Origin of the sequence: Chryseobacterium angstadtii (assembly GCF_001045465.1) — a bacterium.
GTDB lineage: Bacteria > Bacteroidota > Bacteroidia > Flavobacteriales > Weeksellaceae > Chryseobacterium > Chryseobacterium angstadtii.
In genome coordinates, this window is the sequence record NZ_LFND01000001.1 from 891,656 (window position 1) to 906,878 (window position 15,223).

Below are 15,223 nucleotides of genomic sequence, written 5' to 3' on the forward strand. Positions count from 1 at the left end.
AATAACATGGCACTGAATCATAAGGGGAATTCGTCTTTAATAACCGCTTTGGCTTCTATCTTGGGCTGGGGAATGGTAGGTGTTTTTATAAGGCTCTCCAGTCTTCAATCACCATTGCTTATCATTTCCATCCGATTTATGATAACTTGTATTGCATTGTTTCTGGTGCTGTTCTTTCAAAGAAAAACCAGACAGGTTTTCAAAGATTTATTTTCGGATAAGGTCATACTTGTTTTAAGCTTAATTTTATTTCTGACTTATTTTTTTGGAACAATGGCTTTTATGCTTGCTCCAATTGGAGAAGTAACATTGCTGATAAGTATCTCCCCGTTTTTTGTTATTTTATTTAGAAGGCTTGCAGGAAATGTTATTTCAAGAAATGAATATATAGGGACTATTGTAGCTGTTTTAGGGGTTGCAACCATTATGTATCCTCACTTAAGTTCTCAACTGCATTTTTCCGGATCTTCCATATTAGGACACATCTTCGCTATATCAGGAGCTTTATTATTTGCCGTTTTTGTGATGATTTCTAACAGGCAAAATGTTTTAAATAAGCAAATAAATACTTTAAGTGTTACCCTGGGAACTTGCTTTTTTGGAATTTTGATATTTCTTTATATCATTCTTTTCAACAAAGTAGAATTTTCTTTAGCCTCTTTAAGTGGAGTAAATATAGCGAGCATTATTGCTTTAGGAGTCTTTTCAACGGCTATTCCCACTTTTGGATTTGCCTATGCATCTAAGAAACTGCCTCCTTTATTATTATCTAATCTGCTGCTGCTGGAGCCTGTTTTTGCTATTATTTTCGCGTATCTGTTCCTGTCCGAAGCACCCAACATTTATATATACCCAGGTATTTTATTAATTTTTATAGGTCTTTCAAAAGTATCAAAAAAGTGACAAACTAAGAATTTATGGAAACAGATTTTTCAATTTTAGATGTTTCTGGAGAAACATGCCCTATTCCAGTACTAAGACTAAAAAAGATATTGAAAACGATGCCAACAGGCGATAGAATTAAGCTGATAGCAACTGATCCTAATACAAAAACAGATGTTCAGAGGTTTTGTCAGAATGGGAAAAGTAATCTTCTGGAATACTCTGAACATGAAGGGATTTACTCTTTTTTAATTTTAAAGGTATAAATATATGATGAGCTTAACTAAAACAGCTTTTAGTGTCATTGAAACGGAACTGGAGCAAATTAAAGGAAAAAACCAATCAATTATTGCAGGCCATTATTGTATTGCAGATGGATTGGAAGATCTTTCTAACGAGGGAGAATCTGAGATTCATTCTTTCGAATTAGGTCTTGAATCATATAAATATCTGAGAAATAAAGGAAATAAAGTTTCTTTTAATTTATGGATCAATGATATAGGTATTGATATCTCTTTTAGAAAAGAATTCAAGGAAAATTATCAAATTCCGGAGAATTATCTGATGATTTTGGATAAATATGAAATAAAAACTTCAGAGATAGAGATTTTCTTTGAAAGCTCGGTCAGAAACAGAGCAATGCTGGAATTTAGGAAAAGATATAAAGTTTCACCGGAAAAATATACTCTGTTTAACAGCAATGATCAATCATTGGTGAGATGTATTAATAATGATCAGTGTGAAATAAGTGAAGCCAAAACAGCTTATACGATTGTAGGCCCGGATGGTAATCCAATAGTAATGAGAGAAGGAGCCAGCGTAAAATGTAATTTAATTTTAGCTACTCTGCTGCATTTGATTTATAATAAATATCAATCAGATGATATTATCCATATATCGAATGACATCTATGTAGATCGTGTCAGACTAGGAGAATTTGTAGCAACAGAGGTTTATCATTTAAAAAGCAACTGTCATAGTTTCTTTTGTGATGAGGATAGCATTTACAAAAAAGACTGGTAGCCGCCAGAGAAAGGAACTGAAACATTACTAAAAGTGTAACAATAGATAAATCTAAAAAATACATTCTTAAATTCTTTACAAAAACTTCTGTCATGAATTACAAAAAATTATTTATCGGAACGGGGTTTTCCATTAAATCAGCAGATCAAAAAGAAACTGAGCGAATTTATTTGGATTCTGCAGCCAGTAATCTGGCTTTAAGATCGTCACAAGAAATCACTCAGGAATATTTGAATTATTATGCCAATGCCCATACGAAAGTACATATGGCCGGCAAGTTTAGCACAGAACTCATTACATGGACAGAAAATACAATTAAAGATTTTTTAGGGGTAGATCATACCTATAGTGTGCTGTTTCTCGGAAATGGAGTAACCTCTCCATTGAACAGGTTGGCTCAGGGACTAAGCGCATTAAGACCGGATAAAGATACTGTTCTGATATCTTCCATGGAGCATCATTCCAACGATCTTCCCCATCGTGTTAACCATAAAAACGTAATGTATATTTCAGGCTTTAATGAGAAAGGGGATTACATAGGTTTTGATTTGGTTAAAATAAAAGAACAGCTGGAAAACTCATCCGGGAAAGTAGATTATATTGCTGTAACGGGAGCAAGTAATGTTTCCGGTGAGATATCTCCCTATCATGAAATTGCTAAACTTGCTCATCAATATGATGCTTATATCATCGTTGATGGAGCGCAATTGGTGGCACACGCACCTGTTTCATTAATGAGAGAGGAGGATCCTTTATCCAATATAGATTTTTTTGTTTTTTCGGGACATAAAATTTATACACCGGGATCACCGGGCGTGTTAGTTGGAAAGAAGGAAATCCTAGCCAGAATGGAGCCTGTATTGTATGGAGGAGGAATGGTAAGTTCTGTTACATTAAGCGATTTCACGGTTGCGGATCATCTCTTTGACAAAGAACATGCCGGGACCTTAAACATTCCCGGAATAATATCTCTAGGCTGTACGATCATGTTTATGCAACATTTAGGAATGGAGAATATTTATAATAAGGAACGAAATCTGACTAATTATTTATATTCGGAACTGAGCCGCATTCCGGAAGTAATCCTTTACCCGAAAGGAGATATAACAAATAAAATAGGAGTTGTGTGCTTTAATCTGCAATCTATACCTCATGAGCTGACCTCTTTAATTTTGAACGATTATTTTGGAATTGCAGTCAGGAATGAATGTTTCTGTTCTCATCCTTTTGTAAAAGATTGTTTAGTAGAGGAACTATGGGATATTGATGATGAATCCGACGTTAATCTTTACAGAGGTATGGTTAGAGCTAGTTTAGGTCTTTATACTACAGAAGAGGACTTAAATTTCTTTTTACAATCCATAAAAAGCATCATAGAAAATATAGATTTTTACAGGATGCAGTATGAGATCATCAATAAGACCCATTACAAGCATAAAACTTTCGATAACAATATCAAGGACTACTTCGATGTTGAAAAGAAAATAAAAAAATATTATGAAAAATCATACTCCTGATCAATAGGTCTGCTGTTTATACATAAAGAGAGATGGCTGAGTGGCTTAAAGCGTATTGTTCGTGTAACAATATATGCGTTCTTCGCATCAAAGGTTCGAATCCTTTTCTCTCTTCATTAATTGGCTTTCGCAGTTGACTATTACTGTTTAAGGTCTATAATTTTTTGATATACCCAGAGAGATGGCTGAGTGGCTTAAAGCGTATTGTTCGTGTAACAATATATGCGTTCTTCGCATCAAAGGTTCGAATCCTTTTCTCTCTTCATTAATTGGCTTTCGCAGTTGACTATTACTGTTTAAGGTCAATTATTTTTGATACATCCAGAGAGATGGCTGAGTGGCTTAAAGCGTATTGTTCATGTAGCAATATATGCGTTCTTCGCATCAAAGGTTCGAATCCTTTTCTCTCTTCATTTTATTGGATTTTTGCCGTTGTATTTTACCGGTAAAATCTGAATCTAAATTATAAATATCAGGATGATGAATCTTTGATTTGAACTATCCAAATTCGGGGGACCATAAAAAAACCGCTACAAATGCTGTAGCGGTTTATTCTTTAGATGTATTGTTTCTTAGCAGTACTCATCAAAAGCTGCCTGAAGATTAGCTGCAATAGCTCCTGCAGGGTTTCCTTCGATGTGATGTCTTTCCAGCATGTGCACAAGCTCACCGTCTTTGAAAAGAGCTACACAAGGAGAACTTGGAGGGAAAGGAGCAAGGTGTTTTCTTGCTTCCGCCACAGCTTCCGTATCAAATCCTGCGAAAACGGTTGTTAAATGATCAGGTTTTTTTTCTCCTGTCAAAGAATATACAACGCCCGGTCTTGCCGCTCCTGCTGCACATCCGCAAACGGAATTAATCACTAATAGGGTAGTTCCCGGCTGCTTTAAAGCCTCTTCTACCTGTGCTGGAGATGTTAAATCTTCGAAACCTTTATCTGTAAGTTCTGCCTTCATAGGCATTACTAAATCTGTTGGATACATATATTTTGTTTTTTATCGATACAAAGTTAATCATTTCTTAGCTTTTCTTCAATATATAAAAACTATCAATGGTTTAGTCAGATAAAATTAATGCAGTGTTAATATTTCAATGATATTGAAAAAAATATATAATAAACCTATTTATAATGAAAAATATTTGTTAAATTTGAAATGATTCTAAAAAACAAACGACCATGAAAAAAACACTAACCGCTTTCCCTCGAGCAATCAAATTGTTTAATACAACGTGATTACTACAGACCACAAACCTTTTTCAGTTTTTAAATTACAAAGAACTGATTTAATAATTATGAATATCCAAAAATGAATCCCGAAACGCTAGCGCTCCGGGATTCTTTAATCAAATCGATATGCAAAGGTTGGATATCCTGTTTTTGGGGTTCGTGTTTCGTGTTCCGGGGTTAGATCCCGGATCTCGCATCACGTATCCCGTTCTACGAAAGAAGCTTCTTCGCCATTTCGGAAATACTTTTTCCGTCTGACTTTCCTGCTAATGCTTTGGAAGCTGCTCCCATTACCTTTCCTAAGTCTTTGGCAGACTCGGCTCCGGTTTGTGCTATAATATTCTTAATTTCAGCTTCCAGTTCTTCCGGACTAAGCTGTTTAGGAAGGAATTGCTCAATCACTTTCATCTGGGCTTCTTCCACTTCCGCAAGGTCATTTCTTCCCTGTGCTGTAAACTGTTCGAAAGAATCTTTACGCTGTTTGATCATTCTCTGCAGAATAGCAATTTCCTGCTCCGGAGAAACTTCAACGCCTCTCGCTTCAGTGTGTAGATTTAAAATTTGAGCTTTTACAGCTCTCAGAGAGTCCAGAGCAACTCTGTCTTTTGCTCTCATGGCTGTTTTAATAGCTTCGCTTATGATATTTTCTAAACTCATGGTATTTAATTTATCAATGTAAAAGTGTATCAATGTACCAATTTGAACAAGCAATTGTTACACTGTTAAATTGATACATTGTTACACTATTTAGTCGACGTCTTTATTCAAAAATCTGTTTTCTCTCACCTGAACAGATCCGTTGTTGTCAGACAGATACGTATTGATATTCTGGTCTGATGCATTGGTTCCGTCAATAGAAATATTCTTTCTTTTGAAAGCCGGTACAGATTCGAATTCACTGGTGCTGTCAAAACTCTGATAGCGTGAATTGAATTCTTTTAATTTATTTCTTCTCTCTACGATTCTCTCCTGATCCACCGCTTTGTTCACAAACGTGAATTCGGATTCTGATGTTTTTGGAGTTTCAATTTCTATTTTTTCTTCAACAGGCTTTACTTCTGCCTTTGGCTCTTCCTGTCTTGTCTGGAAGAACGTTTCAGGAGTCTGAACCGGAATTTCAGTTACCGCACTCACAGGAGTGGTGAACTCAGCTTTCGGCTGCCCAAAATCTGTTTTAGGCTCACCTGAAGAAGGCTGATTGTTTACAAAGAAACTGAACTCCACCGGTTTTTCTTCTGAGAAAGCACTGTTTGTAGGAGAAGACGGAGTTTCCTCTTTTCTGGAATCAAAATCGAATTTAAAAGATTCTATTTCCAGATCATTAGGATCTTCTCCTTCTTCATCATAGGAGAATAAACTGTAAGACTCTTCCTGCGGTTCTTCCTCATTTCTCCAGTCGCGGGAAGCGTTATTTGGGGTATCTTCCTCTTTATCAAAGAATTTTATTTCTGTTTTAATCTCTTCTTCCTCAATAATCATTTTTTTTTCAGAGGAAGTCATGCCAAATTGTGGAGCATCACTGTCTTCATCATCGAGTCTGAAAGTATGCTTACCTCCGAAATCATGCGTTGTTTCAGAAGGTGTTTCTCTTTCTTCTCTTGTTTTAAAAGGAGAGGCTTTTGGAGTCTCAAGACTGTCATTAAGACTGATTCTGATCTTTTCTGTAGGACCTGCGAATTTTTTACTGTCATTAGAAAAACCTGTAGCAATAACAAGAACGCTTACAGAATCTCCTAATTCTTCATCAGCACCTACCCCGAAAATAATATCAGCCGTATTTCCTGCTTCTTTCTGGATATGATCCATAATTACCCCGATTTCATCCATGGTCACTTCTTCCGCGCCACTTCTGATCAATAGAAGAACGTTTTTAGCGCCTGTGATCTTGTTGTCATTCAACAACGGAGAATCCAATGCTTTTTTAACAGCTTCTTCGGCCTTGTTTTCTCCTGAAGCAATACCTGTAGACATCAAGGCGGTACCGGAGTTCTGAAGTACAGATTTGGCATCTCTAAAGTCAATGTTTACATCAAAATAACCGGTAATCACTTCTGCCATTCCTTTAGCGGCATTGGTTAAAACTTCATCGGCTTTTGAGAATCCCTGTTTGAATCCGAGGTTTCCGAACTGCTGTCTCAGTTTATCATTATTGATTACAATAAGTGAATCAACATTATTTCTTAATTTTTCAAGACCTATTTCGGCCTGTTCAAGTCTTCTTTTCCCTTCAAAACTGAAAGGAACGGTAACGATACCCACGGTAAGAATTCCCATGTCTTTGGCTACCTTAGCAATTACAGGGGCTGCTCCGGTACCTGTACCACCACCCATTCCGGCAGTGATGAACACCATTTTGGTATTCTGGCCCATAGAAGCTTTGATCTCTTCGATACTCTCAATAGCAGATTTTTCTCCTACTTCAGGATCTGCACCGGCACCAAGACCTTCTGTGATGGTAGTTCCCAACTGTACTTTGTTGGCAACGGGATTATTGTCTAATGTTTGGGCATCTGTATTGCAGACTACGAAATCTACCCCGTAGATTCCTTTCTCGTACATGTGTTTCAGAGCATTGTTTCCGCCGCCGCCTACACCGATTACTTTTATGATGGATGAATTTCCTTTTGGCAAATCAAATGAAAATCCTTGTGTACCTATATTTTCCATAACTATGCTTTTTATAATTGATAATTGATAAATAATAATTGATAAGGAAAAATCATTTATCGCTTATCATTCATCATTTATGCTTTATTCTACTTCTTCAAAGAATTTTTTTACTTTTTCCATAAGCGACTGCCCGAAAGTCAGTTTCGCTCTTCTGTTTTCCTGCTGCTCACTGACCGCGGACTGCTCCTGAACAACGGCTGCCGGCTGAACGGGCTGAACTGTTTCTGCCTGTGTTACAATAGCTTCTGTTTTTACAGGCTCTTCTTTCACAGGTTCTTCGGTTTCAATGATCTGTTTTTTGTCCCGAATCTTCAAACTCTCCATCAGTAAACCGATTGAGGTAGCAAATTCCGGGCCTTTCAGATACTGATTTTTATCGTTGGCAATGTACTCGTTCGCAAAACCGATTCTGCTGTCGAAACCTGTTGTATAATTAGCCAGCTGTCGAAGATGTTTTAAGTTGGATCCACCACCTGTAAGGACAATTCCGGCAATCAGCTTTTTCTTTTGTTCAAATGCTCCGTAAGCTTTTAGTTCTGTATTCACCATTTCCAGGATTTCTTCTACTCTGGCATTGATAATCTGTGCTAAAGTTTTAAGTGAAATCTCCTTATCCGGTCTTCCATGAAGTCCGGGAATGGTTACAAATGTGCTGTCTTTTTCCAGTTCCGGAACTGCAGATCCGAATTTTACTTTCAGCTGTTCTGCATGTTTCTCGATAATGGAGCAGCCTTCTTTGATGTCTTCCGTAATGATACCACCTCCGTAAGGGATTACGCAGGTATGACGGATGATATTATCTTTGAAGATAGCAATATCTGTAGTACCGCCGCCTATATCTACAATAGCAACGCCGGCTTCTTTTTCTTCTTTGGTTAATACAGCTTCTGAAGACGCTAAAGGTTCCAGGGTAAGGGCTTCCATTTCAAGGCCTGCCTCTCTTACACATCTTGCAATGTTTCTGATGCTTCCCATTTGCCCTACCACCACGTGAAAGTTGGCTTCCAAGCGTTTTCCGTGCATTCCCACAGGCTCCTGAATTTCGCCTTCGGAATCCACTTTATACTCCTGAGGAAGAACATGGATGATTTCTTCTCCGGGAAGCATAACCAGCTTTTTTACCTGATCTTTCAGTGCTTCGATGTCGTCGTCTGTAATAAATTTATCCGGATGCTCACGCATAATATAGTCGGAATGCTGCAGAGAACGGATGTGTTTTCCTGCAATACCTACTGTTACTTTACGGATAGGAACTCCTGCGCTGGACTGTGCTTCAGAAACGGCTGCCTTGATTGAATTAATGGTTTGTGAAATATTATTCACAATACCTTTATGAACTCCAAGACTTTTGGCCTTCCCAACGCCGAGAACTTCTATCTTCCCGTGTGCATTCCTCCTTCCGACTATCGCGACAATCTTCGTTGTCCCGATGTCCAGACCTACTGAATACTCTTGATTTTCCATTTTATGTCGATTTGATTTTTTTTCTTTATTCATTAATAAGACTGTGTCCTATCTTTTGTTAAATCATCCCTTTGGGACTCTTTTTATTCTATTTTTACTTTTGCTTTAGGCTTTGCAGCTGTTGGCTTTTTCTCTGTTTTTTTGGTTTCCTTTGGTTTGGCTGCCGTTTTGGGTTTTGGCTTTTCCTTCGGCTTAGCGGAAGGTGTTTTTGTTTTTTTTGTTTCTGATGCTGCTGTTTTAGGCAGAACATCCGGTTTCTTAACAGCTGCCATAAGCGGGGCTTTTGCCAGTTCTTTATTTCCTGCTTTCAGAATACTGTCGTTTTCTTTGAAATAAGGGTTTAAAGTGGTTACAATCTGGTTCTGGTATTTTACAGAGACCATGCTGTATTTCTGAGGATCCTGAAATACCAGGTATTTTTCCACAAAGGTTTTTAAGCCTTTTACTTTAAATTCGATGTTATCAAGATCTCCTATTTCTACTTTATAATTTCCGTCGCTGGTGAGAAGATTATAATCGTCTTTGCTTTTTGAGATTCCGATAAAGAATTTTTTACTGAAATCATCTTTGTCGATTTTCTTTACCAGTTCTGCCAGCTTCTCATATTCTTCCGGCTTTACATTTCCAGTAACCAGCATACAAGGATGGGAATAGGTTCTGGAAATCGGAAATTCTATTCCTTTTTCGTCTACATAAAAATCTTTTCCGTCTTTATTCAGCCTGAAAGCGGGGACTCTCTGCTTGATATCCAAATAGAGTTTTCCGTTCAGGTTCAAGTATACGTTGGCACTGTCTACCGCGGGAAGTGCATTGATCTTTTTTTCAAGCACAGGGATGTTCAGATCGCCTACTTTTCCGGAAGGGTTTTCTTTTTTTACAATATCCCGGATATCTTTTTCATCAATGAAGTATACGGGTGTTTTTTCATTCATTTTTACAGAAATCTTATTGTCCGTGATCTTCTGGCCGCTGAATCTCTTCAATGAGAAGCTCAGCAGTAATCCAAGGATGATCACAGTCACAACAATTTTTAATATTCTGTATTTATTTTTCATACTTTATTGTATTCATGTATTGATGTACCATGTATTCATGATTTTTTGTGTTTGTCATATCATGAATACTTAAATACATTGCTACTTTTTACAGTTTTTCAATCCATTCGGTAATAGGATCGTACAGGGTGTCAATGTTTCCTGCGCCTACTGTGAGAAGGATGTCAAATTCTTTTTCTTTTATTTTTTCAAAAGCACCGGATAAGTCCGATTTTTCTTTTTTATCTAAATTCACTTTTTCCAGCAGCCAATCTGAAGTTATTCCTTCGAAATTTTCCTGAAGTTCTCTTGCAGGATAAATGTCGAGAAGGATGAGTTCATCCGATTTACTGAGGCTTTCTGCAAATCCGTCTGCAAAATCTCTTGTTCTGCTGAAGAGATGCGGCTGGAAAACCACCAATAATTTTTTATCCGGATAAAATGTTCTTACAGAGCTCACTACCGCATTGATTTCTGTGGGGTGGTGGGCATAATCATCAATATAAATTTTACCGTTCGGATAAATATGTTTGGTATATCTTCTTTTAATTCCTTTAAAATTGGCAATCGCCTTTTTGAGCGTTTCAAAATCTACGCCTAAGTTGTGAAGAATGGCCAACGCTGCCGTCGCATTTTCCACATTATGGATTCCCGGAATTTCCCACACGAAGTCTTTTACGGTTTCGGAAGGGGTATGGAAATCAAAATAGATCTTATCATGATCCATTCGCAGGTTATCAGAATAATAATCTGCTTCTTCATTCACTGCATAAGTTTTGTGAGCTCTTCCCACATCCAGTCCTTTTCTTACAAATAACTGTTTGTCATCAGGAACCAATGCTGCAAACTGTCTGAAACCTTCTTCAATATGGCTTTTATCGCCGTAAATATCCAAATGATCTGCATCGGTAGAGGTTACTACCGCCCAGTCCGGAGAAAGGTTCAGGAAGCTTCTGTCGTATTCATCTGCTTCTACTACGGAATATTCTGTACCGTTATACAGGAAGTTTGATCTGAAATTTTCAGAAATACCTCCTAAAAAGCACGAAAACGGAAGATTGGCTTCTTTGCACAGGTGAGAAACCAATGTGGAAGTTGTTGTTTTTCCGTGGGTTCCTGCTACAGCAATACAGTTTGTATTTTCTGTGATAAGGCCTAAAACTTTAGCACGTTTTAAAACTTCGAATTGATTCTCATTAAAATAATCCCATATTCCCAGTGTTTTAATAGCAGGAGTATAGATCACAAGTGTATTTTCTTTCTGAAGTGAAGTGATTCTTTCGTCAATAAGGTCTTCAAAAACAATATCAATTCCTTCTTTCATCAGTTGGGTCGTAAGCTTGGTGTTGGTCTTGTCGTAGCCCAGCACTTTTTTGCCCGAAGCATTGAAATAGCGAGCCAAAGCACTCATTCCGATCCCTCCGATCCCTATGAAGTAATAATTTTGATATGTTTCCAGAATTTTCATTATTTATTAAAAAATTTAAAGATTAAATGATTAAAGCATTATCTATTATCAAGTTATCTCATTAATACACTAAATATATCGTCTACAATCTCTTTTGCGGCGTGAGGCTTGGCAAAATATTTCAGGTTGTCAGACATTTCTTTTCTTACCTTTTCACTGCTGCAGATCTCTTCCAGAGTGTTCCAGAATTTTTCATGCATTTCGGAGTCTTTTACCATTCTGGCTGCGTTTTTTTCAACCAGATTCATGGCATTTTTGGTCTGATGATCTTCCGCTGCAAAAGGGAAAGGTACCAGAAGAACAGGTTTTTCAGCTACGGCCAATTCCGAAATGGCAATGGCTCCTGCTCTTGAAACAATAATATCTGCTGCAGAATAAGCGAGCTCCATGTCTTTGATGAATTCTTTCAACAGAATCTGAGATCCGAGGTCCGAAATCCGGGATTCGTTGCTTAATTCACTGTAATCCAGTTTTCCGGTTTGCCAGATCAACTGATAGCCTTTTTCTTTAAGGTTTTCCAGGTTTTCTTTCCAACCATTGTTTAAGGTTCTGGAGCCTAAAGATCCGCCTACGGAAAGAATGGTAAGCTTGTCTTTGCTCAATCCCATCTTTTCTTTTGCCAGATCTGTTTCCTGCATTCCTGAAATAATATTCTCACGAATAGGATTTCCCAGGAACTTTATTTTTTCAGCAGGGAAGCCTTCCACTTTTGGATATGCTGTAAAGACTGCTTTGGCTTTTTTGCTCAGGATTTTATTGGTAACCCCGGCGTGGGCATTCTGCTCCTGAATGAAAATCGGGATCCCCAATTTACTTGCTTCATACAAAGCCGGTCCGCTGGCAAAACCTCCTGTTCCTACCGCAAAATCCGGAGCGAAACTTTTAATAATCTTTTTCGACTTCGAAAGGCTTTTCAAAATTTTGAAAGGCAGCCCTAAATTCGATAAGATGTTTCCTCTGTCGATTCCTGCAATGTCAATTCCTTCAATTTTATAACCGGCCTGGGGAACTTTTTCCATTTCCATTTTCCCGTTGGCTCCAATGAACAAAAATTCTGTATCAGGAAATCTTTTTCTGATTTCATCTGCAATAGCGATGGCCGGGAAGATGTGTCCTCCTGTTCCGCCGCCGGATAATAATACTTTTAGTTTTTTGTTCATTTCTTTTTTATATATGACAGAACTGTTTCTGTCTTTTGTTAAATCGTCCAGTTGGAACTCTTTTATGCAATATCATTAATTTCTGCTACGCTTTGTTTTTTGCCCATTCCTTCTTCATCGTATATCTGGATCCTGGAGCTTATATTTAAAATAATGCCAAGCTGGAGGTAGGTGACCAGCATGGAGGTTCCTCCGTAGCTTATCAGGGGAAGCGGCTGCCCTGTTACCGGGATCAGGTTAACTGCTACTGCAATATTGACGGATAGCTGTATAAAAATCATCACCCCGAGACTGAGCACGAGCAATGATCCGAAGAAGGCCGGCATTTTACTGGCGATCATCACAATCCGGATCATCATAATGAGATACAGAGAGATGAGAAAAGCGGCGCCAATGAGTCCGTATTCTTCTACGATTACGGCAAAAATAAAGTCGGAGGCAGACTGTGGAAGCATTTGTTTCAATGCACTTTTTCCTGGCCCCATTCCGGTAATTCCACCGTGAACAATAGCAGCTTTGGCCTGCATTACCTGATAGTTTTTGGCTTTTACACTTTCATCATCTACATCAGCTGTTTTTGCTTTACTGGATGTAAATGTCTCTATACGGCTCATCCATGTATGAACACGGTTTCCGCCTATGAGATTGGTATTTAATGCTATAATCAGGAAGAAAACAATGGCTACAAATGATGCGGAGATGAATCCTGCAATATATTTCCAGTGAAGCTGTCCTATGATGAGAACGATTACGGAAACCATCAGAATCATCAGTGCGGTAGAACCGTTGTCTTTCGCTACTAACACAAATACCAGCAGGATAGGTCCAAAGATGTACATAATGTTCTCTATCGGAAGTCTTTCCCTTGTTATTTTTTTCGTCAGATACCTGCAGAGATAAATGATGAGCATTAAAAAGGCAAATGACGAGGGCTGGAAAGAGATGGGTGTTCCGGGGATTTTCAACCATCTTGAAGCGCTGGCTCCGTCTATGGTTTGTCCTGTGAACATGGTAACAACAAGGAGAACAATCATCAGACCCAGCAAAATACTGCTGAGCTTTCCGATGTATTCATATTTTACCATTCCTACGACTCTCATGATGACCAGACCTAAGACCACAAAGAACATATGCTTAATGACGTGACCTGTTGTAGTCCCGTTATTAACAATATATTCCAGATTTGAACTTGCAGAGTAAACAGGGAAAATAGAGAAAATGGAGATCACAAGGATGACCATCCAAAGTACTTTATCGCCCTTTAGAAATTCAATTCTGCTTTCTGTGTTCTGTTCGTCCATGTTATTTAATGAATAATAAAAAGTGAATAATGAAAATTTTCAATATTATTAACTCTTCATTTTTAACTATTAATTTTTTAAAACCTGCTCTTTAAACTGTTTTCCTCTGTCTTCATAGCTTTTGAAGAGGTCAAAACTTGCACAACATGGGGAAAGTAAAACGGTATCTCCGCTTTTGGCCAGTGATTTTGATATTTTCACGGCTTCTTCCATGCTTGACGTATCATAAATGAATTCTTTTTTGTTTTTAAAGAAGTCTATGATCTTCGTATTGTCTATTCCCAAGCAAACAATTGCTTTTACTTTTCTTTTCACGAGATCCTCAATTTCCGAGTAATCGTTTCCTTTATCTAATCCTCCTACAATCCAGACTGTCGGAGTTTTCATGCTTTCTAAAGCGTAGTAGGTGGCGTTTACATTCGTTGCTTTGCTGTCGTTGATGTATTTCACACCGTTGGTCTCCGTCACGAATTCTAGTCTGTGCTCTACTGCCTGGAAAGTCATTAGTGAATTTCTGATGCTTTCGTTATTGATTTCCAATATTTTACCGGCAATAGATGCAGCTAAGCTGTTGGCAACATTGTGATTTCCAATTAGGGAAAGCTGATCAATTTTCATTGAGAATTCGCCCTTCGTTTTTACTACGATCTCTTCATTATCAACAAAACCCCCTTCCGACAGTTTCTCTTTTGTAGAGAAAGGGATCATTTTCGCTTTTATTTCCAGTTTTTCAAGGATGTTTTTGCTCATTTCGTCATCTTTGTTGTAGATGAAGAAATTATCATTCTCCTGATTTTCTGCAATTCTGAATTTAGCTAAAGCATATTCTTCATAATTGTAGTTGTACTGATCCAGATGATCCTGGGACAGATTCAACAACAGGGAAATGTAAGGTCTGAAGTTCTGAATATCATCCAGCTGGAAAGAACTTACTTCCAGTACATAATATTCATGGTTTTCATCCGCTACCTGTTTGGCGAAGCTGTATCCTATGTTTCCTCCCAATCCTACATTCAGTCCGTCATTTTTCAGGATGTAGTAGATCAGGGAAGTGGTTGTGGTTTTTCCGTTGCTTCCTGTAATGGCGATGATTTTAGCATCTGTAAACTCTGAAGCGAATTCAATTTCAGAAGAAAGTCTTATTCCTTTTTCGTGAATTTTGTGAACAATCTCTGCTTTTTTGGGAATTCCCGGGCTTTTTACAATCCAGTCGGCATTTAAAATTCTTTCTTCGTTGTGGTTTCCTTCTTCAAATTCAATTTCATTTTCGGCTAAAAACTGCTTGTAGTTATCCTTAATAGCTCCTTTGTCTGAAAGAAAAACCTCCAGACCTTGTTTTTTCGCTAAATAAGCAGCTCCGCATCCGCTCTCTCCACCTCCTAAAACAATTATTTTCATATCTATTCTTTTGTAAAATGTGTAATGTAAAATGTATTAATGTAATTTGGTTTTGTATTAATACTTCATACTTTACAC

General features: G+C 37.8%; 13 protein-coding genes and 3 tRNA genes. 7 read left to right on the forward strand and 9 right to left on the reverse strand.

The window, feature by feature from the left end:
- The first annotated feature begins 6 nt into the window (after positions 1–6).
- The 7 genes from ACM46_RS03960 (at position 7) to ACM46_RS03980 (ending at position 3,833) form a co-directional block, all read left to right on the forward strand.
- Positions 7–903: a DMT family transporter gene (locus ACM46_RS03960; RefSeq protein WP_173426465.1), complete on the forward strand. Its 897-nt coding sequence runs from the start codon at positions 7–9 to the stop codon at positions 901–903.
- 14 nt (positions 904–917) lie between these two features.
- The gene (locus ACM46_RS03965) at positions 918–1,148 is read left to right on the forward strand and encodes a sulfurtransferase TusA family protein (protein ID WP_048505285.1); all 231 of its coding nucleotides are present in this window, start codon (positions 918–920) and stop codon (positions 1,146–1,148) included.
- A gap of 4 nt (positions 1,149–1,152) precedes the next feature.
- Complete coding sequence (locus ACM46_RS03970) at positions 1,153–1,905, forward strand: hypothetical protein (protein WP_131707540.1); 753 nt, start codon at positions 1,153–1,155, stop codon at positions 1,903–1,905.
- A 92-nt stretch (positions 1,906–1,997) separates the two neighbouring features.
- Positions 1,998–3,422, forward strand: coding sequence for an aminotransferase class V-fold PLP-dependent enzyme (locus tag ACM46_RS03975; RefSeq protein ID WP_048505287.1), 1,425 nt, complete (start codon positions 1,998–2,000; stop codon positions 3,420–3,422).
- 26 nt (positions 3,423–3,448) lie between these two features.
- Positions 3,449–3,536 (forward strand) — tRNA-OTHER (locus tag ACM46_RS23290).
- A 61-nt stretch (positions 3,537–3,597) separates the two neighbouring features.
- A tRNA-OTHER gene (locus ACM46_RS23295) sits at positions 3,598–3,685 on the forward strand.
- Positions 3,686–3,745: 60 nt separating this feature from the next.
- Positions 3,746–3,833: transfer RNA gene (locus ACM46_RS03980), tRNA-OTHER, on the forward strand.
- Positions 3,834–3,994: 161 nt separating this feature from the next.
- Here ACM46_RS03980 and ACM46_RS03985 read toward each other — a convergent pair.
- The 9 genes from ACM46_RS03985 to murD form a co-directional block, all read right to left on the reverse strand.
- Positions 3,995–4,405, reverse strand: coding sequence for a BrxA/BrxB family bacilliredoxin (locus ACM46_RS03985; RefSeq protein WP_048505288.1), 411 nt, complete (start codon positions 4,403–4,405; stop codon positions 3,995–3,997).
- Positions 4,406–4,860: 455 nt separating this feature from the next.
- Positions 4,861–5,307, reverse strand: a complete 447-nt coding sequence (locus ACM46_RS03990) for a GatB/YqeY domain-containing protein (protein ID WP_048505289.1) — start codon at positions 5,305–5,307, stop codon at positions 4,861–4,863.
- 90 nt (positions 5,308–5,397) lie between these two features.
- A complete protein-coding gene (gene ftsZ / locus ACM46_RS03995; RefSeq protein WP_048505290.1) occupies positions 5,398–7,317 on the reverse strand; it encodes a cell division protein FtsZ in 1,920 nt (639 codons plus the stop codon).
- Between the two features lie 84 nt (positions 7,318–7,401).
- Positions 7,402–8,784 carry a cell division protein FtsA gene (gene ftsA / locus ACM46_RS04000; RefSeq protein ID WP_048505600.1) on the reverse strand — a complete coding sequence of 461 codons (1,383 nt, stop codon included), beginning with the start codon at positions 8,782–8,784 and terminating at the stop codon, positions 7,402–7,404.
- An 83-nt stretch (positions 8,785–8,867) separates the two neighbouring features.
- On the reverse strand, positions 8,868–9,839 hold the full coding sequence (locus tag ACM46_RS04005) for a cell division protein FtsQ/DivIB (protein ID WP_048505291.1): 972 nt from the start codon (positions 9,837–9,839) through the stop codon (positions 8,868–8,870).
- Between the two features lie 88 nt (positions 9,840–9,927).
- Positions 9,928–11,286 (reverse strand): UDP-N-acetylmuramate--L-alanine ligase, encoded by a 1,359-nt coding sequence (gene murC / locus ACM46_RS04010; protein WP_048505292.1) that lies wholly within the window; start codon positions 11,284–11,286, stop codon positions 9,928–9,930.
- A gap of 53 nt (positions 11,287–11,339) precedes the next feature.
- Positions 11,340–12,446 (reverse strand): undecaprenyldiphospho-muramoylpentapeptide beta-N-acetylglucosaminyltransferase, encoded by a 1,107-nt coding sequence (gene murG / locus ACM46_RS04015; RefSeq protein ID WP_048505293.1) that lies wholly within the window; start codon positions 12,444–12,446, stop codon positions 11,340–11,342.
- Between the two features lie 62 nt (positions 12,447–12,508).
- Positions 12,509–13,747, reverse strand: a complete 1,239-nt coding sequence (locus ACM46_RS04020; RefSeq protein WP_048505294.1) for an FtsW/RodA/SpoVE family cell cycle protein — start codon at positions 13,745–13,747, stop codon at positions 12,509–12,511.
- A gap of 69 nt (positions 13,748–13,816) precedes the next feature.
- Positions 13,817–15,145 (reverse strand): UDP-N-acetylmuramoyl-L-alanine--D-glutamate ligase, encoded by a 1,329-nt coding sequence (murD, locus tag ACM46_RS04025; protein ID WP_048505295.1) that lies wholly within the window; start codon positions 15,143–15,145, stop codon positions 13,817–13,819.
- Positions 15,146–15,223 lie beyond the last annotated feature (78 nt).

Bases quoted from the DNA above. Each gene is read 5' to 3' on its own strand.
- ACM46_RS03960 (WP_173426465.1), top strand. From the start codon at position 7: ATGGCACTGAATCATAAGGGGAATTCGTCTTTAATAACCGCTTTGGCT.
- ACM46_RS03965 (WP_048505285.1), top strand. From the start codon at position 918: ATGGAAACAGATTTTTCAATTTTAGATGTTTCTGGAGAAACATGCCCT.
- ACM46_RS03970 (WP_131707540.1), top strand. From the start codon at position 1,153: ATGATGAGCTTAACTAAAACAGCTTTTAGTGTCATTGAAACGGAACTG.
- ACM46_RS03975 (WP_048505287.1), top strand. From the start codon at position 1,998: ATGAATTACAAAAAATTATTTATCGGAACGGGGTTTTCCATTAAATCA.
- ACM46_RS03985 (WP_048505288.1), bottom strand. From the start codon at position 4,405: ATGTATCCAACAGATTTAGTAATGCCTATGAAGGCAGAACTTACAGAT.
- ACM46_RS03990 (WP_048505289.1), bottom strand. From the start codon at position 5,307: ATGAGTTTAGAAAATATCATAAGCGAAGCTATTAAAACAGCCATGAGA.
- ftsZ (WP_048505290.1), bottom strand. From the start codon at position 7,317: ATGGAAAATATAGGTACACAAGGATTTTCATTTGATTTGCCAAAAGGA.
- ftsA (WP_048505600.1), bottom strand. From the start codon at position 8,784: ATGGAAAATCAAGAGTATTCAGTAGGTCTGGACATCGGGACAACGAAG.
- ACM46_RS04005 (WP_048505291.1), bottom strand. From the start codon at position 9,839: ATGAAAAATAAATACAGAATATTAAAAATTGTTGTGACTGTGATCATC.
- murC (WP_048505292.1), bottom strand. From the start codon at position 11,286: ATGAAAATTCTGGAAACATATCAAAATTATTACTTCATAGGGATCGGA.
- murG (WP_048505293.1), bottom strand. From the start codon at position 12,446: ATGAACAAAAAACTAAAAGTATTATTATCCGGCGGCGGAACAGGAGGA.
- ACM46_RS04020 (WP_048505294.1), bottom strand. From the start codon at position 13,747: ATGGACGAACAGAACACAGAAAGCAGAATTGAATTTCTAAAGGGCGAT.
- murD (WP_048505295.1), bottom strand. From the start codon at position 15,145: ATGAAAATAATTGTTTTAGGAGGTGGAGAGAGCGGATGCGGAGCTGCT.